We start from the raw sequence: 23,913 nt of genomic DNA, 5'->3' as shown, positions 1-23,913 counted from the left end.
GGGGCCTGATTCGTATCCGCGACACGCGCCCCGGATCAGCGGTTGATCACCGTGTAGGGGTGCCGGTACGGCAACTGCTCGGCGGGCACCGGGAATTCGGTGTCCTCCCCGAAGGGTGAGAGATTGCCTGCCCTGCTGGCGGCAAGCTCGGTGACCGCATGGTCTCCGTCCGCCACCTTCGGCCAACCGTTGTCCACATAGGGCTTCTTCGATTTGTTCACCACAAGGTCATTCTGACATGGGCAGAATCCGCCGCGCCGCCGGAGCGCGACCGAGCGGGTCGTAGGCTGGTCAGGATGAGCGCGACCGATTCACTGGCGGGATGGCTGGGATCCCGGAGCGATGCCCGACTGGTGGCGCTGCTGCAGCTGCGGCCGGATCTGGCGGTGCCGTTGCCCTCCTCGATGACGGTGCTGGCGGCCAGGGCCGAACAGCGCGCCTCGGTGTTGCGGGCGACCGAGGAGCTGGACACCCTCGACTTCGCGATCATCGAGAGCCTGGCCGTGCACGGCACCCGGCAAGCCCCCGGCGACGGCACCCCGCTCACCCGTAAGGCGCTGCACGCGCACCTGAAAGGACGGGCGACCAAGGCGGCGGTGGATGCCGCGCTCGAACGCCTCACCGACCGCGCCCTGGTGTGGACCGACGGCGAGGCCCTGCACCTGGTGCCCGCCGCGGCCGAGGCGCTGCCGTGGCCGATGGGCAGCGCCACCGAACTCTCCGACGCGCTCACCGAGCCCGAGGTGCACGCCGCGCTGGCCGAGATCACCCCGCCCGAGCGCGCGCTGCTGGACAAGCTGGCCACCACCGGTCCGCGCGGGCGCACCCGCGATGCCGCGCCCGACGCGCCCACGGACCGCCCGGTGCCGCGGCTGCTGGCGCGCGGGCTGCTGCGCCGGGTGGACGACGAGACCGTCGAGCTGCCCGTCACGGTCGGGCAGGTCCTGCGCCGGGAACCGGTCACCGCGCCGAGCGTGCTCACCCCGCCGAAGCCGCCGTCGACCAAGCACACCCCCGCCGAGGTCAACGCGGTGGCCGCCGGCGAGGTCGGCGAGCTGCTGCGGCACTGCGCCGACATCCTGGCCGCGCTGAGCGAGTCGCCCGCGCCCGCACTCCGGGCGGGCGGTCTCGGGGTGCGGGAACTGCGCCGCATCGCCAAGCAGACCGGCATCGACGAGACCCGCGCCGGATTGCTGGTCGAGGTGCTGGCCGCGGCGAAACTGATCGAGAAGGGCATCCCCGAGCCGCCCCCGGACATCGATTCCGTGGACGACTTCTGGGCGCCGACCCCGGCGTCGGACGGCTGGCTGGAGAGCCCGCCCGCCCGGCGCTGGACGGTGCTGGCGATGGTCTGGCTGGATCTGGACCGGATGCCGTGGATGATCGGCATGCGCGACACCAACGACAAGCCGCTGGCGGCCCTGTCGGTGGAGTTACGGGTGCCGCACGCGCCGCGCGACCGCAGGGCGATTCTCGGGCTGCTGGCCGAGCAACCGACGGGCACCGCGCTCGATCCTGCGGATCTGGGCCGGGTGCTGGCCTGGCGGCAGCCGCGGCGGCGCAGGCAGTTCCGGCGCGAGGCGGTCGAGCACACCCTCGCCGAGGCGGCAGCGCTCGGCTTGCTCGGCCGTGGCGCGCTCGCCTCCCCCGCCCGTGCCCTGCTGCACGGCGCGGCCACCAGCGCCGCCGACGCCGAGGCCGAGATGGCGGCGGCACTGCCCGAGCCGGTGGACCACGTGCTGGTGCAGGCCGACCTGACGGTGGTCGCGCCCGGCCCGCTGGTGCCCGAACTGGCCCAGCGCATCGCACTGGTCGCCGACGTCGAATCCGCGGGCGCGGCAACCGTCTACCGCATCGGCGAGAGTTCGGTGCGGCGCGCGCTCGACGCCGGGTTGACGGCCGCGGAACTGCACGCGCTGTTCGCCACCCATTCGCGCACGCCCGTACCGCAGGCGCTGACCTACCTGATCGATGACGTCGCCCGCCGCCACGGCCAGCTGCGGGCGGGCATGGCGCAGTCGTTCGTGCGCAGCGACGATCCGGCGCTGCTGGCCCAGGTGCTGTCCGCACCGGTGGCGGGCGTGCTCGCACTGCGGGCCGTCGCGCCGACGGTCGCCATCTCCCAGGCTCCGCTCGGCGAGGTGCTCGAACAACTGCGCGCCGCGGGTTTCGCACCGGCGGGCGAGGATTCGGCGGGCGGGATCGTCGACCTGCGCCCGCGCGGTGCCCGCATCGCGACCCGGCCGAACGCGCGGCAGAGCTACCGGCCGAATCCGCCCACCACCGAACAACTCGAACTGCTGGTGGCCGAACTGCGCGCGGGCGAGCGCGCGGCGAGTGCCCGCGCGGCCCGGTCGGTGCGCACCGACGGCACCAGGACGAGCACGGCCGCCACACTCGCGCTGCTGCAGTTGGCGGCGCGGGTGCGGCGGCCGGTGAACATCGGCTACGTCGACGCGCAGGGCGTCGCGTCCCAGCGGGTGGTCGAGCCGTTGAAGGTCGGCAACGGCCAGCTCGACGCGCTCGATCCGGTGACCGGCACGGTCCGGCACTTCACGTTGCACCGGATCGCGTCGGTCGCCCTGTTGGAGTGACTCGTGCGCCGGATCGCCTCAGGCGCTGGAGTGTCTCAGGCGTTCGGCTTGCCGAGGCAGAACAGGGTCTTGGGGTCGGAGACGACGAGGAATTCGTCGCCGCTCTCGCAGAGCAGTTCGTCGGTCTGGCCGTCGATGCGCTGCAACACCTTGAAGGTCGCCTCGGTCGACGAGCAGTCCACCCACATGTACGGCGAGGTGCTGACGTCGTTGTAGCAGTTGTCCTGCGCGAAGTTCGGGGCCAGGCACATGAAGGTGGTGCCGCCGCTGGGCAGCTGCTCGGTGTAGCTGGTGTACTCGTTCGACGCGCACTGGGTGGCCTCGTCGAAGGTCTGGTGCACCTTGTACACGGCCTTGGGCGAGGAGCAGTCGATGGGCTCGCCTTCGGTGGCCGTCGGTGAGTTGTCGGTGATGTTGATGCAGTCACCGACCTTCGTCTTGGCGACGTCGGATTTCGTCGCGTCATCGATCACCGAACAGCCGCTCATCGCCACCGCGAGGGCGGCCGCCGCCAGGAGGGCGAGCACGAGCCGTGCCAGCAGCCTCGTTCCTGGGAACTTCACGTGGAAACCTCTCTCACCGAAAGCGTTCACGCTGGTCGTGAACGCGGAGTGAGGATACCCTGACCCCGGCCCGGCCTCAGATGCTCAGTCCGTACATCCCCAGCAGGGACAGGCCGAGCACGCGCGGAAGCAGCTGGCCGAGCAATTGGTATCCGAAGTAATCCACTGACAAAGCCTTTCGCAGAACGTCCACTATGTGGACGTATGTCCAATTCTTGGACTGTGTCGTCGCCCGGAGCCGGGTCGTTACGCTTGGCAAGTATGACGCTCGAAGACGTCGCCGTCGACTTGTACGGGATCGACCCGTCCGAGTTCGTCGCCGCCCGCGCCGAGCGGGTCGCCGCGGCCAAGAAGGCGGGCGACAAGCAGCTCGCCGTCGCCATCGGCAAGCTGCGCAAGCCCACCGTCACCGCCTGGACGGTGAATCTGCTGGCCAGGACGGTTCCCGACGAGGTGAACGCGCTGCTCGCCCTCGGTGACGCACTGCGCAAGGCGCAGCGAGAACTGTCCGGCGACCAGCTGCGCGCCCTCACCGCACAGCGCCAGCAGGTGGTCTCCGCGCTGGCCCGCCGCGCCGGTGCCATCGCCGAGGAGCACGGAAAGCCCGTGGGCGAGAACATTCTTCGCGAGGTCACCCAGACCCTGACCGCGGCACTGGCCGACGCCGAGGTCGCCGAGCAGGTACGCAGCGGCACGCTCGCCACCGCCGCCAGCTACGAGGGTTTCGGCCCGGCGGGCCCGGAGCTGGTGGCGCTGGACGGGGGCGCGTCCCCGAAGACCGAGCGCCGCACCGGTTCTCGCGACACCGAGCCCGCGCGCCGCGACACCGGGAGCGAGGGCGGCACCCGGGCCGAGCGGAAGGCGCGCGACGCGCAGCGCAAGGCGCGCGAGGCCGAGGAAGCCGCGCGGCGCGAACTCGACGAGGCCCGCCAGGAACTCGACGACGCGCTCGAGGCCGTGGAATCCGCCCGCACCGCACTGGATTCGGCCAAGGCCGAGGCCGAGCAGGCCGCGCGCACGCTGGCCGACGACGAGGCCAGGATCGAGGAACTGCGCGCCGAACTCGAACGCGCCGAACAGCAGCGACAGTTCGCCCGCACCGCCGATCGCGCCGCGCAGGACGAACTCCGCACCGCCCAGCGGCAATTCGATCGGGTCGAGCGCTGGGCGCGGCGGGCGCGCGCCCGCGTCGAGGACCTGTCCTAGCCGTGCCCGACCGTGGTCGGCGCACCGGTCCGCTCAGCGGTCCGGCGTGCCCAGCGTCCCCGGATAGAGGTATTCCGCCGGTGGCGGCGCGGTGTCGTTCAGCCAGGCGGTGAAGAAACCGGTCAGGTCGGTGGCGCTCTTCGACTGCAGGAAGGTGCGCAGTTCCGGCATGGACGCGTTGCCGTAGGCGTGGGTGGCGAGGAATTCGCGCAGCGCGGGGAAGAACACCTCGTCCCCGAGTTGCCTGCGCAGCGCGTGCAGGAACAGCGGCCCGCGATAGTAGACCGAGGTGAATTCCCGCCCCGCGCCGGGATTCTCCAGGGGGATCTCCCAGAATCGTGGATTGTCGTGGAACTCGGCGACGGTCTCGCGATAGCGGGCGTCCACGTCCACCCCGTCCATCCGCTCCGGCCACAGATAGTCGGCGGTGTAGCTGGCGAAGCACTCGTTGAGACAGATGTCCGACCAGGACCGCACCGACACCGAATCGCCCCACCACTGGTGTGCGATCTCGTGCACCACCGTGGCCAGGTCGGTCCACGGCGCGTAGACCGGACGGGTCTGGGTCTCCAGCGAGAACGACAGGTCGGCGTCGACGTAGATGCCGCCCGCCGCGTCGAACGGGTAGGGCCCGAACAGTTCCTCGGTGAAATCGAGGATTTCCGGCAGCCGCTGCTCGGTCGCCCGGTTGCGCTCGGCCGCCGGGGCGAACGCGCTCAGGATCGGGGTGCCGTTCGCACGGGCCTGTTCCAGGAACGAGAACCGGTCGATCGCGATCGTGGTGAGGTAGCCGATCACCGGGTACGCGGATGCCCAGCCGACCGTGCGTGACCCGTCCCGGACGGTGTTCTCGGTGCGCACTCCGTTCGACACCACCTCCCACTCGGCGGGGACGGTGGCGTGCAACGCGAAGGTGGCCTTGTCGCGTGGCGTGTCGTTGAGCGGGTACCAGGTGCTCGCCGAATGCGGCTGGCCCGCGGCGAACGCACCGCCGCTCGGCGTGAGCGTCCACCCCGCGCCCGCGGTGTCGGCGGCCGGTCCGGCGTAGTGCACGGTCACGGTGAACGGGAGGCCGGGCAGCAGCGGCAGCAGTGGCGTGACGGTCAGTTCGTGCTCGCCGTGTCGCTCGAAGGCCGCGGGCTGGTTGTTCACCGTCACCGCGTCGACCGGCGGACCGCTGTAGTCGAGGTTGAAGGCGCGCAGTAGCTGGGCGGCGACCGCGTCGATGCGGGCGGTGCCGTCGAGCCACCGGCTGGGCGGGTCGTAGCCGATGCGCACGTCGTAGTGGCGCACGTCGTAGCCGCCGTTGCCGTCGAGCGGATAGTAGGGGTCGTCCAGCCCGGGCGCCCCGACGAACGGATCGGCCCCGGCCGGGGCCGCGCCCGTACCCGTCAGCACCAGCCCCAGCGTCGCGACACCCGCGAGAACCGCCCAGCGCACCCGCCACCACCCCTTCCGACCGTGCCCCGCGCCGGTGCGGTCGCACCGGCTCGACCAGCACGGTAGCGGGTTCACTTCGCGGTACCGGTCAACGCCACCGACGCGCCGAGGCCGACGATCATCGCTCCCCCCGCGCCGCCGACAGCTTCCAGCCGGCGCGGCGAGCGCGCGAACCAGGACCGCGCCGAGGCCGCCAGCAACGCCCAGGCGCTGTCGGAGACCAGTGCGATCGTCAGGAACACCGCGCCGAGGATCAGGAACTGAACCGGCAGCGAACCCGCGGGATCGGCGAACTGCGGCAGCACGGCCGAGAAGAACACGATGGCTTTGGGATTGGTCACCCCGACGAGCACGCTCTGGCGGAACACCCGCGCATCGGCGCAGGCCGCGACCGGCGCGCCGAGCGCGGTGTGCAGCGCCTTGCGCTCACGAATGGCCTGCACGCCCAGGTGGATCAGGTAGAGCGCGCCCGCGATCTTCACCACCGTCAGCGCGACCGCCGAGGCGGCCAGCACGGTGCCGAGCCCGACCGCGACGACCAGCAGGCACACCAGCACGCCCGCGGCGTGCCCGACCACCGACACCAGCGCGGCACGGCGGCCGAGGGCCAGTGCCCGGCCGATCGCGAACAGCACGCCCGGACCGGGGATCACCACGATGAGGGTGGCCGCCGCCGTGAAGGCCAGGAGGTTCGCCATGGGCACCATCTGCCCATGATGCCGCACCGGCGGTGGTCAGGAACCGAGGTCGGGCAGATACCGGTTGTCCAGCAGCAGGCGCTTGGCCGCGGTGCGGCGCACCCGTTCGGCGAGATCCAGGTTTTCGGTGAGCAGCCGCCATTCGACTTCGGTGATGGCGGCGCGGGCCCTGTCGATCACCGCGGGGTCCCTGGTGGCCCAGGCGATCGGCATCGCGCTGACCGACTGCCTGCGCTCCCCCACCCGGCGCGGCGCGCCGTCGGTGCGCACGGTCACGGCGGGCACCCGCTCCCCGCGCCGCTTCGCGTGCCCCGGCAGCTCGCGGACCTTGCGGGTGACCAGGGCGTAGCGCGGATCGGCCGCGTCCGGCCCGGAGACGTCGACCAGCGCCAACAGCACCAGGGCGCGCGGGCGGGTCTGCGAGACCACCGCGGGCACGAGTTCCCCCTCGGCGTAGAGCCGTTCGATGCCGAACCGGTGCGGCGCCCACAGCGCCACCCACAGCGCCGTGACCGCGCACAGGGCGAAGGCCACGGCCAGCAGGTAGGACCACGGGTGGTCGAGCCGGATCAGACCGGCGGTGATCAGCGCCGCCGCGATCGCGGTGGCGATCGCGAGCACGCGCCTGCGACGCATGGCGGCGAGCACTTCGTTCACCGCGTGTGCATGTCCGCGGTCCACCGCGAATTCGAAGCGTCGCACGTACCCTTCCTAGCACACGTTGCGGAGGATTTGCCTCCGCTTATCCGATGGCGGGGCCGAGCAAATCGTCGGCATCGGTGATGCGGTAGGCGTAGCCCTGTTCGGCGAGGAAACGCTGGCGATGCGCGGCGTATTCGGCGTCGAGCGTGTCGCGGGCGACCACCGAGTAGAAGTGCGCCTGACCGCCGTCGTGCTTGGGCCGCAACAGCCGGCCCAGGCGCTGCGCCTCTTCCTGCCGGGAACCGAAGGTGCCCGAAACCTGCACGGCCACCGAGGCTTCCGGCAGGTCGATGGAGAAGTTGGCCACCTTGCTCACCACCAGCACCGGGATCTCGCCGCGCCGGAAGGCGTCGAAGAGCGCCTCGCGCTCCTTGTTCTTCGTCGACCCCTGGATCACCGGGGCGTCCAGCGCCGCGCCCAGTTCCTCGAGCTGCTCGAGATAGGCGCCGATCACCAGGGTGGGCGCATCCGGATGCTTGGCCAGAATCGACTCGACCACGGGGATCTTGGTGCGCGCGGTGGAGCACAGCTTGTACCGCTCCTCCGGCTCGGCGGTGGCGTAGGCCATGCGCTCGGCGTCGGTGAGGGTCACCCGCACCTCGATGCACTCCGCGGGCGCGATCCAGCCCTGCGCCTCGATGTCCTTCCACGGCGCGTCGTACCGCTTGGGCCCGATGAGGGAGAACACATCGCCCTCGCGACCGTCCTCCCGCACCAGGGTGGCGGTCAGGCCGAGCCTGCGCCGGGACTGCAGGTCGGCGGTCATCCGGAAGACCGGGGCGGGCAGCAGGTGCACCTCGTCGTAGATGACCAGGCCCCAGTCCCGGCTGTCGAACAGCTCCAGGTGCTTGTACTCGCCCTTGGTGCGGCGGGTGATCACCTGGTAGGTGGCGATGGTGACCGGGCGGATCTCCTTGCGTTCACCGGAGTACTCGCCGATCTCGTCCTCGGTGAGCGAGGTACGCGCCAGCAACTCGCGCCGCCACTGCCTGCCCGCGACGGTGTTGGTGACCAGGATCAGCGTGGTCGCCTTGGCCTTGGCCATGGCCGCCGCGCCGACCATCGTCTTGCCCGCGCCGCACGGCAACACCACCACGCCCGAGCCGCCCGCCCAGAACGAGTCGGCGGCCATCTCCTGGTAGTCGCGCAGCGTCCAGTGCCCGCCCTCGTAGTCCAGTTCGATCGGATGCGCTTCGCCGTCGACATAACCGGCCAGGTCCTCGGCGGGCCAGCCGATCTTGAGCAGCATCTGCTTGATGCGGCCGCGTTCGGAGGGGTGCACGGCGACGGTGTCGTCATCGATGCGGGCGCCGAGCATCGGCGCGATCTTCTTGTGCCGCAGCACCTCTTCCAGCACCGCGCGATCCAGGCTGACCAGGGTCAACCCGTGCGCGGGATGCTTGACCAGCTGCAACCGGCCGTAGCGGGCCATCGTGTCGACGATGTCGACCAGCAGCGGCTGCGGCACCGCGTAGCGGGAGTAGCTGACCAGCGCGTCGACCACCTGCTCGGCGTCGTGCCCGGCCGCGCGCGCGTTCCACAGCGCCAGCGGCGTGATGCGGTAGGTGTGCACGTGCTCGGGGGCGCGCTCGAGCTCGGCGAACGGCGCGATCGCCTGCCGGGCCATATCGGCCGACTCGTGGTCGACCTCGAGCAGCAGGGTCTTGTCGCTCTGCACGATCAGCGGACCGTCGGTCACAGTCTCTCCTCGTCGTCGGCACGCCGGGCAGGGTCGGCCCGCGCACTCGTGATTCGCCGCCCATTGTCCCCGACCCCACCGACAGGCCCCGCGGCACACTCTCCCCCCTCCAGCGTCCGACGTGCGCGTTTTGTTCCGCGGGCCAGAGATGCGCGTTCAGAGACGCGCGTCCAGAGATGCGCGGGCCGGGATGCTCGGTCCAGACATGCGCGGGCCGGGAATGCGCGGTCCAGCGATGTCCGACTGGACCGAGACGGGCACCACCGGGCCGGGCCAGGATCGAGACATGATCGAGAGTGCGGCGGTGCTCGGTGTCGCGGCGGCGGCGCTGGCGATGGTCCTCACGCCGGGACCGAACATGATGTACCTGGTGTCGCGGACCGTGGCGCAGGGCAGGCGGGCCGGGCTGGTGTCGCTCGGCGGTGTCGCGGCGGGATTCGCGGTCTATCTGGCGGCCGCCACCGCCGGCCTGACCGCCGTCTTCGCCCTGGTGCCCGGCCTGTACCTGGCGGTGAAGCTGGCCGGCGCGGCCTACCTGCTGTGGCTGGCGTGGCGGGCGCTGCGTCCCGGCGGCGCCTCGGTGTTCGAGCCCGCCGACCTGCCCGCCGACCCGGCCCGCAGGCTGTTCACCATGGGCCTGGTCACCAACCTGCTCAATCCCAAGATCGCCGTGATGTACATGGCGCTCATCCCGCAGTTCGTGGTGCCCGCCCGCGGTCATCTCTGGTTGCAGAGCCTGAGCCTGGGCGCCGTCCAGATCACCGTCGCCCTGGCCGTGAACGCCCTCATCGTCCTCGGCGCGGGCACCCTCGTGGCCTTCCTCACCCGCCGCCCCGCCTGGCTGCGCACCCAGCGCTACCTGATGGGCACCGCCCTGGCCGGCGTCGCCCTCGCCCTCGTCACCGACCGCACCCGCCCGACCCCCGCATAACACCGGTCCGGGCACCGCCGCGAGCCCACCCGCGGCGGTGCCCGGACCGCGGCTGTCGACGCGCGACGTCGCGCGTTACCGGACCTACCGCCCGCGACTGCCGGCGATCGCTCCCGACGGCGCCGAGCCCGGCACCTGATCCCGATCAGGCGGGGGCGGCGAGGCGGTAGGTGAGCATGGCGAACTGGCCGACGGTGGTGGACTTGGTCAGGGTGAGGCGGTCGGCGAGGATGCGGCGGGGCAGGAGGGGCGCGCCCGCGCCTAGGGTGACGGGGGCGTAGGCGAGGATCAGTTCGTCGAGCAGACCCGCGTCGGCGAACTGGCCCGCCAGATCCCCGCCGCCGACCACCCAGATGTTGGCCCCGCCCGCGGCCTCGCGCATGCGCTCGTGGACGGGCCGCACGTCCTCGGCGACGAAGTGCAGGTTCGCGCCGGGAACGCGCGGCAGCTCGCGGTGGGTGAACACCCAGCAGGGCGTGTCACCGTAGCTCTTCACCCAGTTCTCCGGCGCGTCGTTGGCCAGGATCCATTCGTAGGTGGTGGCGCCCATGCACATCGCACCGACCCCGGCGAAGAACGTCTCGGTCTCGGCCTCGGCGTCCCCCGCACCCGGCACGGCGAACAGCCAGCTCAGCGAATTGTCCGAATCGGCGAGGAAGCCGTCGAGGGTGGTGGCGGTGTAGAACTGCGTCGTCGTCATGCAGCGATCGTCGCAGCAAAACCTGACAACGAGCGGCAGGGTTTTCAGCCGACTCGCGCGCCCGCCCGCAGCCGCCGCACGCCCTCGTCGAGGGTCCGGTCCTGCTTGCAGAAGGTGAAGCGCACCAGGTGGTTCCAGGCGGCGGTGTCGTCGGCGAACACACTCACCGGCACCGCCGCCACCCCCAGCGTGCCGGGCAGGGCGCGGCAGAACGCGAGTCCGTCGGCGGTGCCGAGCGGGGTGACGTCGGCGCACACGAAGTACCCGCCCCCGCTCGCGCGCACCCCGAAGCCGGTCTCGGCCAGCGCCGCCGACAGCCGGATCCGCTTGTCCGACAGCGATTCCCGCATCCGGGCCACCCACTCCTGCTCCTCGGTGAGCGCATGCGCGACGGCGGGCTGGAACGGTCCGCCGCCGACGAAGGTGAGGAACTGTTTGGCGGCCAGCACGGCATCCACCAGGTAGGCGGGCGCGCAGACCCAGCCGATCTTCCACCCGGTCACGTTGAAGGTCTTGGCCGCGCTGCTGACCACGATGGTGCGCTCGGCCATGCCGGGCAGCGTGGCCAGGCTGATGTGCTCGTTGTCGTCGTAGACCAGGTGCTCGTACACCTCGTCGGTGAGCACGAGCAGGTCGTGCTCGCGGGCCAGTTCGGCGATCGCCGTCAGGTCGGCGCGGCCGAGCACGGTGCCGGTCGGGTTGTGCGGGGAGTTGACCACGAGCATCCGGGTGCGCGGTGTGACGGCCGCGCGCAGGCTGTCGAGGTCGAGCACGAAGCGGTCGCCGTCGGCGACCAGGTGGGCGGTGCGGCGGTGGGCACCCGCCAGCGCGACGGCGGCGGCGTAGGAGTCGTAGTAGGGCTCGATGAGCACCACCTCCTGGCCGGGTTCGACCAGCCCGAGCAGGGCGGCGCTGATCGCCTCGGTCGCGCCGACCGTCACCAGCACCTCGGTGTCGGGGTCGTACTCGGTGCCGTAACGGCGGGCGCGGTCGGCCGCGATCGCCCGGCGCAGCACCGGCATGCCGCGGCCCGGCGGGTACTGGTTGACGCCGTCGGCGATGGCCTGCCGTGCCACCTCGAGCATCCCGGCGGGGCCGTCGGTGTCCGGGAAGCCCTGGCCGAGGTTCACCGCCTCGTGCCGGACGGCGAGTTCGGTCATCTCGGCGAAGATCGTGGAGGCGAAGGGGCGCAGGCGCTCGACCGTGGCGGGGCGTGAGGGCATATCCGGAGGGTAGTCGGGTTAGCCGGGCGATCGCCAAAGTTGCGAACAGATAGCGAAAGGCTATATTTCACATTCAATTTCGCGCTTCTACCTGCGCTGTTGTGGATTGACCGAGCGACAGCTAGCCTCTGCGTGTTCTACCTCACAACACAGCCGCCGCCCAGGCGGCGGTGCATCGAAAGGGGCGCACATGGCCGCCTATCTCGACCTGTTGCTGCATCCGGCCGCGTCGGAGGTCGCCGGAACGGTACTCGGTCTGGTTCGCGAAGTGGCGCACGATCTGATCGCGGGCACCGGTGACTGGTTCACCGGCTCCTCCACCGGAGACGCGGGCCTGGGCTCGTCCACCCCCGACGGCGGTGTCGGCTCCTCGACCGGTGACTGGTTCACCGGCTCGAGCTACCCGTGATCCTTCCCGAACGAGCCGGACGACGGTGCCGCACGGAGTTCTTCGTGCGGCACCGTCGCCGTTTCCCGGTCAGGACGGCCTCGCCCGCACCGCCAGCAGCGCACCACGCGTGCGGACCTCGGACCCGAAACCCGCCGCGGCCAGATGCTCGACGAGCCGGTCGGCGGACGGAACCGGGCCCTCGGACACCACGCCGTAGCCGTAACCGAGCAGCAGCGAACCACCGGGCGCGAGCAACGCGCGGATCAACGCGAGCTCGGCACTCGCCCGGGTGGTCCAGAACAGGTTGACGTTCACCGCGAGAATCCGGTCGAAACCCGCGGGCGCGTCGAAGTCGGCGCGGACCCGGCCGGCGTCGAGGGCACGGAAGTCGCTGTGCGCCACCGTGATCCGGCCCGACTCGATGGCGGCGGCGTACCTGCGGGCGGCGCGGTCGACCGCGGTGGCCGACCGATCGATGCCGACGACCCGCCCCCGGACCAGCCGCCGCGCCAGCTCCCCCAGCGAGGCGCCGGATCCGGGGCCGATCTCGAGCACCAGATCACCCTCGCCGAGGTCGAGCATCTCGGCGAACCAGCCGAACCGCTCGTCGCCCATCGCGCGAGGCTAGCGCGCCGCGACGGCCTCGGCCAGGCGGTCGAGCTGTGCGGCGGTGGTCTCCCAGTCCAGGCAGGCGTCGGTGATCGACTGGCCGTAGACCAGATCCGCCGACCGGCCGAGGGTGAGGTCCTGGCGGCCCGCCACCAGGAAGCTCTCCAGCATCACGCCGACGACCTCGCGCTCACCGCCCGCGATCCGCTCGGCGATGTCGGCCACCACGTCGACCTGCTTGTTGTGGTCCTTGTTGCTGTTGCCGTGGCTGGCGTCCACGACGACCCGGCGCGCCAGCCCGGCCTTCTCCAGCCGCAGGCACGCCTCGGCCACCGAGGCCGCGTCGTAGTTGGTGCCGTTGCTGCCGCCGCGCAGGATGACGTGGCAGTCCGGGTTGCCGGTGGTGCGGATCAGCGCGGCGCGCCCGTCGAGATCGGTACCGGGGAAGACGTGGCTGGCCGCGGCCGCGCGCACACCGTCGACCGCGACCTGGACGTCACCGTCGGTGCCGTTCTTGATGCCGACCGGCATGGACAGCGCGCTGCTGAGCTGGCGGTGCACCTGGCTGGCCGCGGTGCGCGCGCCGATCGCGCCGTAGGACACCAGATCGGCGATGTACTGCGGGGTGATCGGATCGAGGAACTCGCACGCGACCGGCAGGCCGAGCGCGGTGATGTCGACCAGCAACTTGCGGCCGATGCCCAGACCGGTGTTGACGTCGAAGGAGCCGTCCAGGTGCGGATCGTTGACCAGGCCCTTCCAGCCCAGGCTGGTGCGCGGCTTCTCGAAGTACACCCGCATCACCACGTGCAGGCGGTCGTCGAGTTCGGCGGCCTTGGCGGCCAGGCGCCGGGCGTAGTCGAGGGCGGCGGCGGGGTCGTGCACCGAGCACGGGCCCACGATCACCATCAGGCGGTCGTCGGTGCCGTCGAGCACCTCGACGGTGGCCTTACGGCCCGCCCGGACGGTATCGGCGAGGTCGTCGGTGATCGGGTGCACCATGCGCACCTCGGCGGGCGAGCGCAACGGGCTCACCGACAGGGTGCGCTGGTCGTCGAGATCGGAATGCCGCGCGTCGACATCGGCTGCGGTAGTCATCGTGTGTCGGTTTCCTTTTCGTCAGGCCGACCCACGGAAGATTGCGAACACCGTCGAGCCGGTCCATCATCCGGCTCGGGGTGGAAGAGTCAGCGCATGTGGTTGCCGCAGACCGACCCACCCAGGGCCGGCTTGCTAAACCAGAAATACGCGCGCTGCACGACGAAGACTGTACCAGGCACAGGCAGCCGGGTGACGCGGGGGCCAACGGAGGACGCCGATGACCCCCGCGAATTCACCCTCAGGCAGTGCCCGATGTCGCCCGAGCGACGCTCACGCGAACTGCCCCGGCACGTATCCGCCCGCGGGGGTGCGGGTGATGACGTTGATCCGGTTGTATGCGTTGATCAGTGCGACGACCATGATCAGGCCCGCGATCTGATCGTCGTCGTAGTGCTTGCGCACCTGCGCCCAGGTCTCGTCGGACACGCCCTGGTGGGCGTCGGCGAGCCGGGCCGACTCCTCGGCGAAGGCCAGCGCCGCCCGCTCGGCCTCGGTGAACACCGTCGCCTCCCGCCAGGCGGCGACCAGGTTGAGCCGCACCGGATCCTCGCCCTCGTGCACCGCGTCCTTGTAGTGCATGTCGACACAGAACCCGCAGCCGTTGACCTGGCTCACCCGCAGCAGCACCAGTTCCTGCGTCGACCGCGGCAGCGTGGTCTCCCCGACCACCATGCCCGCGTTGTTGATCCGCTTGATGAACTTCGCGCCGGCCTGCTGCCCCATGAAGTCGAACCGCTGTTCCATGACCTGCTCCTGTCACGTCTCCCGCCCGGTCCGTCACCGGGCGTGTATACCGAGACGACGACGTGGCCCGCCGGACTGTGACACCGCGAATTGTGAGGCCCGTCACAGCAACCGGAGCGCGGTCAGTCGAACGAGTAGGTCACCCCGGTGAGCCGTTCCGACAACGCCCACAGCTCGCCGGCCACCCGCTCGTCGCGGGAGGCCTTGGTCGAGCCGCAGCGGCCCGGGTAGCCGCGCATGCCGCCGAGCCCGGTGGGGCCGTAGAAGGCGCCCGGCTCGACGGGCATGGTGGCCGCGAACAGTTCGGGCAGCGCCCCCATCTCCGCGGTCTGCGCGAGGATGCGGTTGCCCACGTTCATCACCGAATCGAGGAAAGTCTCGGTGTGCGACTGCAATTCGGTGGCCGCGTAGCCGGGGTGCGCGGCCACCGACAGGATGGGTGAGCCCGCCGCGCTGAGCCTGCGCTGCAATTCGTACGCGAACAGCAGATTGGCCAGCTTGGACTGACCGTAGGCGAGCCAGCGCTGGTAGCGGCGCCGCTCCCAGTTGAGATCGGCCAGGTCGATCCGACCGACCGCGTGCGCGCCGCTGGACACCGTGACGACCCGGTCGGTGATCTTGTCCAGCAGCAGCCCGGTCAGCGCGAAGTGACCGAGATGATTGGTGCCGATCTGCATCTCGAAACCGTCCGCGGTGGTGCGGTGCGGCACCGCCATCACACCCGCGTTGTTGATCAGCACGTCCACCCGCTCGGTACCCGCGGCGAAGGCCCGCACCGAGGCCAGATCCGCCAGGTCCAGTTCGCGGACGGTGGCCCGCGCGCCGATCTCGGCGGCCACCTTCTCCGCCTTGGTGAGGTTGCGGCAGGCCAACACGACGTCCGCGCCCGCCCGTGCCAGCGCGCGAGCGGCGACGGCGCCGAGCCCGCTGTTGGCCCCCGTGACGATGAACGTCCGACCGCTCTGATCCGGGATGTTCGCGGTGTCCCAACGGCTCATGCGGCGAGTGTAGCCCGCCGGGGTCCGCGCCGCCGAGGACTGAGATAGGGTTGCCTAACCAAATATCCGGACCTGTGAGGCAACCGTGACGACAACCACCGACCATCGGGACGGCTACGTGCCCTTCCCCGCCGAGACGGCCGAGGCGTACCGGGCCGCGGGCTATTGGACCGGCAGGCCGCTGGGCGACCTGTTGCGCGCCACCGCGAGCGCCCATCCCGGCCGCACCGCCCTGCTCACCGACGACGGCGCCCGCGACTACGCCTGGGTCGACGCCGAGGCCGACCGGATGGCCCACGGCCTGCTCGCGCTGGGCATCGCCCCGGGCGACCGGGTGGTCGTCCAGCTCCCCAACGTGCCCGAATTCCTCACCGTGCTGTTCGGTCTGCTCCGTGCCGGCATCATCCCGGTGCTGACCCTGCCCGCCCATCGCCGGGCCGAGATCGAGCACCTGGCCACGCTGTCGGAGGCCGTCGCCTACATCATCGCCGACCGGCAGGGCGATTTCGACTACCGCGAACTGGCCGCGACCGTGTGCGACAACGTCCCGAGCCTGCGGCACGTGCTCGTCCTCGGCGACGCGGGCCCGTTCACCGACCTGAGCGGCATTGCCCGCGACGGCGATTCGCTGCCCGAGATCGACCCGAGCGACATCGCGCTGATGCTGGTCTCCGGCGGCACCACCGGCCTGCCGAAGCTGATCGCGCGCACCCACGACGACTACGTCTACAACGCCACCGCCAGCGCCGAGCTCTGCGAACTCACCGCCGAGGACGTCTACCTGGCGACCCTGCCCGCCGCGCACAACTTCCCGCTGGCCTGCCCCGGCATCCTGGGCAGCGTGAGCGTCGGCGCGGCGGTCGCCTTCGTCACCGATCCCAGCCCGGAGAACGCCTTCGCCGTCATCGAACGCCACCGGGTGACCGTCACCGCCGTGGTGCCGCCGCTGGCCCAGTTGTGGTGCGCGGCCGTGGAATGGGAGGAGGCCGACCTCGGTTCGCTGCGGCTGCTGCAGGTGGGCGGCGCGCGCCTGGCCGACGTGAACGCCAGGGAGGTCACCCCCGCGCTGGGCGCGACGTTGCAGCAGGTGTTCGGCATGGCCGAGGGCCTGCTCAACTACACCCGTCTCGACGACCCCGAGGACCTGATCTGCACCACGCAGGGCCGCCCGCTCTCCCCCGCCGACGAGGTGCGCGTCGTCGACGGCGAGGGCAACGACGTGGCGCCCGGCGAGGAGGGTGAGCTGCTGACCCGCGGCCCCTACACCATTCGCGGCTATTACCGCGCCCCCGAGCACAACGCCCGCGCGTTCACCCCCGACGGCTACTACCGCAGCGGGGACCTGGTGCGGGTGCTGCCGTCGGGACACCTGATCGTCTCCGGGCGGATCAAGGACGTCATCAACCGCGGCGGGGAGAACATCTCCTGCGACGAGCTCGAGGAGCACCTGCTCGCGTATCCGGCCGTGCGGCACGCGGCCGCGGTCGGGCTGCCCGATGCCGCCCTCGGCGAAAAGGTCTGCGCGGTGCTGGTCGTCGACGGGGACATGCCGAGTCTGGCGGAGGTCAAGAAGTTCCTGCTCGGCCGCGGCCTGGCCACCTTCAAGCTGCCCGACGTGCTGCGCCAGGCCGACACCCTGCCGCTCACCGCGGTCGGCAAGATCGACAAGAAGGTGCTGCGGGCCACCCAGTCCTGACACCCGTCGCCGAGGCCGACTCCTGAGACCGACGACGGGCGGCCCACCGGAAAGGTGCGCCGCCCGTTGTGGTTTCGCCGGTGTCGTCTCGGGTGTCTCAGGCCTTGACCACGTAGGGCGCGATGCTGCCGAGCTTTTCGCAGGTCTCCTCGAATTCCCGCTCCGGCCGCGACTGCCCGACCACACCCGCGCCCGCGCGCAGCCACGCGCCCTCGGCGGTCTGGTAGACCGCCCGCAGCACCAGCGTCGCCTCCAGCGCGCCGGTGGTCGGCGAAACGGTCACCACCGCACCGGAGTACAGGCCGCGCGGTGCGCCGTCGAGCCGGAAGACCGAGTCGACGCCCTCGCGCTTGGGGATGCCCGACGCGGTGACCGACGGGAACAGCACTTCCAGGGCATCCCAGCTGGAGCGGTCGGCCGCGAGCCTGCCGCGCACGGTCGAGGCCAGGTGCTGCACGCTGCCGCGCTCGCGCACGGCCATGAAGTCCGACACCGCGGGGGTGCCCGGATCGGCGACCGCGCTGATCTCGGCGAAGGAGGTCTGCACCGAGATGGCGTGCTCCACGATCTCTTTCGGGTCGCTCACCAGGTCGGCGCGGGCGGCCATGTCGACCTCGTGGCCGCGGCCGAAGGCGCGGGTGCCCGCCAGCGGCTCGGTGGTGACCACCCGGTCCTCGTCGACGGAGGCGACCAGTTCGGGGCTGAAGCCCGCCGATTCCAGGCCGCCCAGCCGCAGCAGGAACGAGCGCGCGGGCGTGTTGTTCGCGCGGCCGAGCCGGTAGGTGGCGGGCACGTCGACGGTGAAGGGCAAGTCGACCTTCCGCGACAGGATCACCTTCTGGTAGCGGCCCGCGCCGATCTCGGCGACCGCCTCGGCCACCCGGTCCCGATAGCCGGTGGGATCGATGCGCACGTCGATCGGATGCGGCTGCGGTAGGTCGGTGTCCTGGGCGGCCGCGATCAGATCGTGGATGTCGGCGGTCTCCGAGGGCGTCGCGCCGCCGACCCGCACGCCGGACTCGTCCACGACCACCTCGATGCGCGGAATCATCAGGTGCGCCAGCGAGGTCCGCTCGTCGACGTGGTCGGTGGCCGCGAGCGCCCACGCGCAGAACTCGAAACCGATCCAGCCGTAGGCCTTGGCCGAGCCCGCGGGAAGCATGCCGAGCGCGCGGTCCAGGGCGCGCGCGGGCGAGCCCTCCCACCGCGACACCGTGGTCTCGCCTTCCCACGTGACCCGCAGTTCGCTGGCGTCGAGTTCGATGCTGCCGATCGGGTCGGCCGCGAACACCCATTGCCCGGGGCGCTCGTACATCACGTATTCGCCGAACCGGTCCGCCGACGCCAACCGGGACATCGCTGCCGCCGGATCGGTCACATACTCAACGCGCGAGCGCTCGTCCGTGGTCGACAACGATCCTCCAAAGGTTAAGCTGACCTAACTTGTGAGAGGTAAGGTTAGCATTACCTCGGTGTCGCACGGGTGTGCCCGGGACCACAGCGGAGACCGCGGCACGTCCCCCGCAACGCACCCGCTACGGCGAAGTCGCGGCGCGCGCGGGACCCGGCGCGCGACAATGGGGAGCCCGCCGGGATGCCCGGCACGGCAGACAGACACGGAGGCCCCCATGATCGATCACGCCGGCGTTCCCGACACCACGGACGCGGGGCCACGGTCGGTGGTGGCCCTGGTCGACGCGAGCTCCGGGGTGGAACGCGAGCTGATCGGCACCTGGGTGGCCGAGGGCGGCGTCGCCCGCGAATGCGGCACCGGCGCGCCCGTCACGCAACTCGATCTCGACGCGCAGGCCGTCGCCGCCCGGCTGGTCGGCCGCCGCGACGATCCGCTGGTGGTGCCGGTCCGGGTTCTGTGGCTACCGCCCGAACGCGACGGCGTGCGGCGGATGAGCTTCGCCGACCTGGCGCTGCTCACCAACCCGCGCAAGCCGAATCGGCTGGTGCAGCGGCGGTTGGTGCGCAAGGCGCCCGACCGCCACGTCATCCTGACCGGTCAGCCCGCCCGGCTGAGCGAATTGCGGGCCAACAACCCCGAAGCCGCCGCGCTGCACGCCGCGGGAACGAGCGAACCGTTCGCCCGCGCGATCGTGCGCGCCGCGGTGGTGGCACTGGAGCGGGCCGAGCGATCGATCATCGGCAACCGGTACAAGGTGCCGCGGCTGGTGGCCGAGGAGATCCTGGATTCACCGGACTTCCTCCGCAGGCTCGAACTGATCGCCGACCGGATCGGCGCCGATCCGCAGGAGGTGTATCGCCGCGCGGAGAAGGCGCTGCACGAACTGGTCGCCGCCCAATCCCGGTTCGTGTCGGACCTGTTCACCCAGGCCATGCGGCCGGTGCACGCCTCGACCTGGAAAGTCGACACCGACTCCTCCGGCCTGGCGCAGCTGCGCGCGCTCAACCGGCGGTATCCGCTGGTGTTCCTGCCCTCGCACCGCTCGTATGTGGACGCCTTCGTGCTCGGTGACGTGCTCGCCCGCAACGACTTCCCGCCCAACCACGTCATCGGCGGGGCGAACCTGCGGTTCTGGCCGATCGGGCCGATCGCCCGGCGCACCGGAACCGTGTTCATCCGCCGCAGTTTCGGCGACGACGAGGTCTACAAGGCCGTCGTCGAGGAGTACTTCGCCTACCTGTTGACCAAGCGCTTCAACATGGAGTGGTATTTCGAGGGTGGTCGAACCAGAACCGGCAAACTGCGCCCGCCCCGCTACGGCCTGTTGAACTACCTCGCCTCCGCGGTGCGCACCGACCGGATCGAAGACGTGATGCTGGTGCCGGTCTCGATCACCTACGAACGGCTCAACGAGCTCGGCGCCATCGCCACCGAACAACTGGGCGGCACCAAGAAACCCGAGGGCCTGACCTGGCTGGCCCGCTACATCCGCAGCCAGCAGCATTCGGCCGGGCACGTCTACGTGCGCTTCGGCGATCCGCTCTCCGCGCGTGAGCGGCTCGCCGCGCACGGTGACCCGCTGCACGCTCCGCCGCTCACCATCCCGCTGCACGGCGGCGACGGGCAGCAGGCGGGCGCGACACAGGCCGACGCCGAACTCGCCGACCGCGAGCGACGGGCCGTGCAGCGGTTGGCCTTCGAGGTCGCCGTCGGCATCAACAAGGTCACCCCGATCACGGTGAACGCACTGGTCACGCTGGCCCTGCTGGGGGTCGAGGAACGCGCGCTCACCCTCGGCGAGGTGCGCACCCTGCTGGCGCCGGTGATCGACTACATCCGCAAACGCGAGCTGCCCTCGGGCGAGCTGGACGCGTTGTGCGACGAGCGCTCGCTGGCCGTTGTGCTGGAACAACTGTCGCTGGCCAAGGTGGTGACCGTCTATCGCGGCGGTATCGAGCCGGTGTATTCGATCGAGAGCGGCGCGCATCTGGAGGCGGCGTTCTACCGCAACAGCGCGGTGCACTGGTTCGTCAACCGGGCCATCATGGAACTGTCCATCCTGGCCGCCGTGGAGACGACCGGCACCGACGAGTTGCGCGCGGGCTGGGACGAGGCCTTCCGGCTGCGCGACCTGCTGAAGTTCGAGTTCTTCTTCCCCGACCGTGCCGAGTTCACCGCGCAGCTCACCGCCGAGATGCTGCTGGTCGACCCGGACTGGAACGGCCGCCGCCGCGACACCCTCGGCAGCGAGATCGTCGCCAAGCTGCGGGCCTCGGGCTTCATGATGGCCCACCGCGTGCTGCGCTCCTTCTTCGACGCGCAACTGGTGCTCGCCGAGCGGCTGGCCGACAAGGACCCGGCCACCCCGATCGAGCGGAAGGAACTCATCGCCGAATGCGTGGCGGTGGGCCGACAGATGCTGCTGCAACGGCGTCTGCACAGCCCGGAATCGGTGTCGACCGAGTTGTTCGCGTCCGCGGTGAAACTCGCCGACAACCACGACCTGCTCGGCCCGGCCGACCCCGAGGACACCGCCGAGCGCGCCGACCTGGCCCGGCGCCGCGCCGAATTCGCCGAGCAGTTGCGCGCGATCGGGGCCCGTATCTCGCTGGCGGCCACGCTCGACCCCTCCAACACCCTCGGCCCGGTGACGCGATGAGCGTGCGGCAGGACGAGCTGCTCGCGGCCGTGCGCGCGGCACCCGAAGGCCCCGCGGTGCTCGCGGTCTTCGATCTGTCGGCCGTACTCGACGAGACCCCGCCGCCGCGGCGCCTGCTGCCCCGGCGCACGGACCCGGTCGCGCGGGTGCTGCTCGACGGCCTGCGCGGCGGCATGGACGACGGCCGGTACAGCCGGTTCCTGCACCGCGCCTGCACGACGCTGGCGGGGCGGCGGCACGAGGAGATCACCGCGGTCGGCCGCCGACTGTTCCGCAGCAGGGTCTACGGGCATCTGTATCCCGAAGCCTGGCAGCTGGTCCGGGCCCACCGGGCCCGCGGGCACACGGTGGTGCTGGTCGGCGAGCAGACCCGCTACCAGCTCGCCCCCGTCGCCGAGGAACTCGGCATCGAGCACGTGCTGGGCACCACCCTGGACACCGACAGCGACGGCGTGCTCACCGGCCAGGTACGCGGAAAGGCGCTGTGGCGCGGCGACAAAGCCGAGGCCGTCCGCGCCTTCGCACGGGCGCGCGGCCTGGATCCCGCCCGCGGCTGGGTCTACACCGGTAACGCGGGGGACACCGCGCTGCTCGGCCTGGCCGGTCACCCCGTTCCGGTGTGCCCGGAGCCCGCGCCGATCGACGCGGCGTCGTTCCGCCGCAGGCGAAACCCGCGGCCGGTGGACTACGCGCGCACCGTCGCCGGGTTCGCGGCGTTGCTGGGCGGTGCGTCGGCCGGTGTGCTGGTCAAGGCGCCCACCCGGCGGCGCCGGGCGATGGCCGACGGGCTGATGGCCCTCGGCACGCGGGCCACGCTGGCCACCCTGGGCGTGCGAGTACGGGTGAGCGGGGCGCACAACGCGCGCTCGCCGCGGCCTGCGGTGTTCCTGTTCAACCACCAGAGCCAATTCGACGTCATCATCGTCCCGTACGTGCTCGGCGGCGGGGTCACCGGCATCGGCAAGAAGGAGCTCACCCGCAATCCGGTGTTCGGACCGCTCATGCGGTTCGTCGGGGTCACCTTCATCGACCGCTCCAGCACCGAACGGGCCAGGGCGGCACTGGCCCCGGTGGTGGACACGTTGCGCAGCGGGTTGTCGATCGCCGTCGCGCCCGAGGGCACCCGGTCCTACAGCCCGGAGGTGGGCCCGTTCAAGAAGGGCGCCTTCCACATCGCGCTCCAGGCGGGTGTGCCCGTGATCCCGGTGGTGATCCGCAACGCCGGCGACATCGCCTGGCGCAACTCGATGATCGCGCGCAGCGGCACCGTCGACGTGGCGATCCTCGACCCGATCGACGTGCGCGGCTGGGATCCCGCCGACCTCGACGAACGCGTCGAGCAGGTCCGCCTGCTGTTCCTGCGGACGTTGCTGGACTGGCCGGAGCCGGACCGTTGACTCAGACCGAGCGGCCGAACAGCAGCTTCCACGGCATCAGCGCCGACTCCAGCTGCACCTTCAGACTCATCTTGGACGCGCCCTTGGTGCGCTCCTCGAAGCGGATCGGCACCTCGGCGATGGTGATGCCCTTCTTGACCGTGCGGTAGTTCATCTCCACCTGGAACGAGTAGCCGTTGCTGCGGATGGAGGCGACGTCGATGGCACGCAGGGTCTCGGCCTTCCACGCCTTGAACCCGGCGGTCGCGTCCTTGACGCCGAGCCGCAGGATCAGGTTGACGTAGAAGTTCGCCCAGGCCGACAGGGCCTTGCGGTACCACTTCCACTCCTCGGCGGTGGAACCGCCCGGCACGTAGCGGGAGCCGAGCACCACACCGGCGTCGGTGTCGCGCAGCTTGTCCAGCATCGCGGGGATGACCTCGGCGGGATGGGAGAGGTCGGCGTCCATCTGGATCACCACATCGGCGCCTTCGTCGAGCGCGCGGGTGATGCCCGCCACGTAGGCCCGGCCGAGGCCGTCCTTCTCGGTGCGGTGCAGGACCCCGACGACATTCGGCAGATCGGCGGCCAGCTTGTCGGCCACCTCCCCGGTGCCGTCCGGCGAGTTGTCGTCGACGACGAGGATGTGCAGGTCCGACACCGGCAGCGCGGTCAGCCGCGCCACCGCCACCGGCAGATTCTCCCGCTCGTTGTAGGTCGGCACAACAACGGTAACCCTCAAGGGTCGCCCTCCCTGCTCACCTGGTCCAGCTCGCGGGCCCACGCCGGACCGCCGAGCAATCGTCGATTTCTGAGAAACCGTACTTGATCCACCTGACGAGGACCTGAGCGGCCGCGACCCGGCCGGCGCCCCGGCGCCGGACCAAGATCAAGTCACCGACCTGCGACGACGCCGCCGCACCGGTGTGGCCGGTGAAAAGGGTTGCGCCGCAGCGGCGCTATCGGTCGCCCTCGCGCCAGGCGCGGTCGCGGGCGTCCTCGTACTCGTTGCGGGCCCGGGCGATCTCGAGCGCGCGCTCGGCCGTCGCGCGGTCCGGATAGGGCCCCATCCGGTCCCGGAACCAGCACTGCCTGCCCCGCTCGGCACGCTGGTGCTTCAAGCAGTAGTACCACCGTTCAGCCATACCCCCAGCATCCCACCTCCGCGG

The 23,913-nt window shown here is 71.1% G+C and carries 22 protein-coding genes; 7 read left to right on the top strand and 15 right to left on the bottom strand.

Going from position 1 to position 23,913, the window contains the following annotated elements:
- Positions 1-35 precede the first annotated feature (35 nt).
- Positions 36-224 carry a hypothetical protein gene (locus CRM89_RS25185; protein ID WP_011207168.1) on the bottom strand — a complete coding sequence of 63 codons (189 nt, stop codon included), beginning with the start codon at positions 222-224 and terminating at the stop codon, positions 36-38.
- 72 nt (positions 225-296) lie between these two features.
- Between CRM89_RS25185 and CRM89_RS25180 the strand changes: the two genes are divergently transcribed.
- The gene (locus CRM89_RS25180; RefSeq protein ID WP_098086475.1) at positions 297-2,594 is read left to right on the top strand and encodes a helicase-associated domain-containing protein; all 2,298 of its coding nucleotides are present in this window, start codon (positions 297-299) and stop codon (positions 2,592-2,594) included.
- A gap of 35 nt (positions 2,595-2,629) precedes the next feature.
- Here CRM89_RS25180 and CRM89_RS25175 read toward each other — a convergent pair whose 3' ends face one another.
- Complete coding sequence (locus CRM89_RS25175; protein ID WP_041559820.1) at positions 2,630-3,157, bottom strand: hypothetical protein; 528 nt, start codon at positions 3,155-3,157, stop codon at positions 2,630-2,632.
- A gap of 261 nt (positions 3,158-3,418) precedes the next feature.
- Between CRM89_RS25175 and CRM89_RS25170 the strand changes: the two genes are divergently transcribed.
- A complete protein-coding gene (locus CRM89_RS25170) occupies positions 3,419-4,363 on the top strand; it encodes a hypothetical protein (protein ID WP_172964570.1) in 945 nt (314 codons plus the stop codon).
- Positions 4,364-4,396: 33 nt separating this feature from the next.
- Here the strand turns inward: CRM89_RS25170 and CRM89_RS25165 are convergent, their stop codons facing one another.
- The 4 genes from CRM89_RS25165 to CRM89_RS25150 all read right to left on the bottom strand — a co-directional run bounded on the left by CRM89_RS25165 (position 4,397) and on the right by CRM89_RS25150 (position 8,902).
- Positions 4,397-5,803, bottom strand: a complete 1,407-nt coding sequence (locus CRM89_RS25165) for a M1 family metallopeptidase (RefSeq protein ID WP_229434860.1) — start codon at positions 5,801-5,803, stop codon at positions 4,397-4,399.
- Positions 5,804-5,874: 71 nt separating this feature from the next.
- Positions 5,875-6,510: a LysE family translocator gene (locus CRM89_RS25160; protein ID WP_098086472.1), complete on the bottom strand. Its 636-nt coding sequence runs from the start codon at positions 6,508-6,510 to the stop codon at positions 5,875-5,877.
- 27 nt (positions 6,511-6,537) lie between these two features.
- The gene (locus CRM89_RS25155; RefSeq protein WP_060593606.1) at positions 6,538-7,203 is read right to left on the bottom strand and encodes a DUF3239 domain-containing protein; all 666 of its coding nucleotides are present in this window, start codon (positions 7,201-7,203) and stop codon (positions 6,538-6,540) included.
- 40 nt (positions 7,204-7,243) lie between these two features.
- Positions 7,244-8,902: a DNA repair helicase XPB gene (locus CRM89_RS25150; protein ID WP_098086471.1), complete on the bottom strand. Its 1,659-nt coding sequence runs from the start codon at positions 8,900-8,902 to the stop codon at positions 7,244-7,246.
- A 286-nt stretch (positions 8,903-9,188) separates the two neighbouring features.
- On the opposite strand from CRM89_RS25150, the gene CRM89_RS25145 reads away from it, so the two are divergent.
- Positions 9,189-9,833: a LysE family translocator gene (locus CRM89_RS25145; protein WP_098087116.1), complete on the top strand. Its 645-nt coding sequence runs from the start codon at positions 9,189-9,191 to the stop codon at positions 9,831-9,833.
- Positions 9,834-9,978: 145 nt separating this feature from the next.
- On the opposite strand, the gene CRM89_RS25140 is transcribed toward CRM89_RS25145, so the two are convergent.
- Together CRM89_RS25140 and CRM89_RS25135 are read right to left on the bottom strand one after the other, a co-directional pair.
- Positions 9,979-10,533 carry a dihydrofolate reductase family protein gene (locus CRM89_RS25140; protein ID WP_011207159.1) on the bottom strand — a complete coding sequence of 185 codons (555 nt, stop codon included), beginning with the start codon at positions 10,531-10,533 and terminating at the stop codon, positions 9,979-9,981.
- Between the two features lie 44 nt (positions 10,534-10,577).
- The gene (locus CRM89_RS25135) at positions 10,578-11,756 is read right to left on the bottom strand and encodes a pyridoxal phosphate-dependent aminotransferase (protein ID WP_060593608.1); all 1,179 of its coding nucleotides are present in this window, start codon (positions 11,754-11,756) and stop codon (positions 10,578-10,580) included.
- Positions 11,757-11,946: 190 nt separating this feature from the next.
- Here CRM89_RS25135 and CRM89_RS25130 point away from each other — a divergent pair, with 190 nt between their 5' ends.
- Complete coding sequence (locus tag CRM89_RS25130; protein ID WP_011207157.1) at positions 11,947-12,165, top strand: hypothetical protein; 219 nt, start codon at positions 11,947-11,949, stop codon at positions 12,163-12,165.
- A 69-nt stretch (positions 12,166-12,234) separates the two neighbouring features.
- Here the strand turns inward: CRM89_RS25130 and CRM89_RS25125 are convergent, their stop codons facing one another.
- The 4 genes from CRM89_RS25125 to CRM89_RS25110 all read right to left on the bottom strand — a co-directional run bounded on the left by CRM89_RS25125 (position 12,235) and on the right by CRM89_RS25110 (position 15,599).
- Positions 12,235-12,762, bottom strand: coding sequence for a cyclopropane-fatty-acyl-phospholipid synthase family protein (locus CRM89_RS25125; protein WP_098086470.1), 528 nt, complete (start codon positions 12,760-12,762; stop codon positions 12,235-12,237).
- 9 nt (positions 12,763-12,771) lie between these two features.
- Positions 12,772-13,854, bottom strand: coding sequence for a 3-deoxy-7-phosphoheptulonate synthase (locus tag CRM89_RS25120; RefSeq protein ID WP_011207155.1), 1,083 nt, complete (start codon positions 13,852-13,854; stop codon positions 12,772-12,774).
- Positions 13,855-14,127: 273 nt separating this feature from the next.
- Entirely contained in the window at positions 14,128-14,601 is a 474-nt protein-coding gene (locus CRM89_RS25115) for a carboxymuconolactone decarboxylase family protein (RefSeq protein ID WP_060593610.1), read from the bottom strand.
- 122 nt (positions 14,602-14,723) lie between these two features.
- The gene (locus tag CRM89_RS25110) at positions 14,724-15,599 is read right to left on the bottom strand and encodes an oxidoreductase (protein ID WP_098086469.1); all 876 of its coding nucleotides are present in this window, start codon (positions 15,597-15,599) and stop codon (positions 14,724-14,726) included.
- A gap of 85 nt (positions 15,600-15,684) precedes the next feature.
- Here CRM89_RS25110 and CRM89_RS25105 point away from each other — a divergent pair, with 85 nt between their 5' ends.
- Complete coding sequence (locus CRM89_RS25105; RefSeq protein ID WP_011207152.1) at positions 15,685-17,295, top strand: (2,3-dihydroxybenzoyl)adenylate synthase; 1,611 nt, start codon at positions 15,685-15,687, stop codon at positions 17,293-17,295.
- A 97-nt stretch (positions 17,296-17,392) separates the two neighbouring features.
- Here CRM89_RS25105 and nbtS read toward each other — a convergent pair whose 3' ends face one another.
- Entirely contained in the window at positions 17,393-18,709 is a 1,317-nt protein-coding gene (nbtS, locus tag CRM89_RS25100) for a nocobactin biosynthesis salicylate synthase NbtS (RefSeq protein ID WP_098086468.1), read from the bottom strand.
- A 214-nt stretch (positions 18,710-18,923) separates the two neighbouring features.
- Here nbtS and CRM89_RS25095 point away from each other — a divergent pair, with 214 nt between their 5' ends.
- Together CRM89_RS25095 and CRM89_RS25090 are read left to right on the top strand one after the other, a co-directional pair.
- Positions 18,924-21,368 (top strand): glycerol-3-phosphate 1-O-acyltransferase, encoded by a 2,445-nt coding sequence (locus CRM89_RS25095; protein ID WP_098086467.1) that lies wholly within the window; start codon positions 18,924-18,926, stop codon positions 21,366-21,368.
- Complete coding sequence (locus tag CRM89_RS25090) at positions 21,365-22,765, top strand: 1-acylglycerol-3-phosphate O-acyltransferase (protein ID WP_098086466.1); 1,401 nt, start codon at positions 21,365-21,367, stop codon at positions 22,763-22,765. The genes CRM89_RS25095 and CRM89_RS25090 overlap by 4 nt, the downstream gene beginning before the upstream one ends.
- 1 nt (position 22,766) lies before the next feature.
- Here CRM89_RS25090 and CRM89_RS25085 read toward each other — a convergent pair whose 3' ends face one another.
- Both CRM89_RS25085 and CRM89_RS25080 read right to left on the bottom strand, forming a co-directional pair.
- Complete coding sequence (locus CRM89_RS25085; protein WP_255266262.1) at positions 22,767-23,528, bottom strand: polyprenol monophosphomannose synthase; 762 nt, start codon at positions 23,526-23,528, stop codon at positions 22,767-22,769.
- Positions 23,529-23,703: 175 nt separating this feature from the next.
- Positions 23,704-23,889 (bottom strand): hypothetical protein, encoded by a 186-nt coding sequence (locus tag CRM89_RS25080; RefSeq protein WP_060593614.1) that lies wholly within the window; start codon positions 23,887-23,889, stop codon positions 23,704-23,706.
- Between the last annotated feature and the right edge of the window lie 24 nt (positions 23,890-23,913).

The sequence above is a fragment of the Nocardia sp. FDAARGOS_372 genome (genome assembly GCF_002554515.1).
Lineage (GTDB): Bacteria > Actinomycetota > Actinomycetes > Mycobacteriales > Mycobacteriaceae > Nocardia > Nocardia farcinica.
The sequence above is the reverse complement of the archived record's forward strand: the minus strand, read 5'-3'. Positions and strand labels throughout refer to the sequence as shown.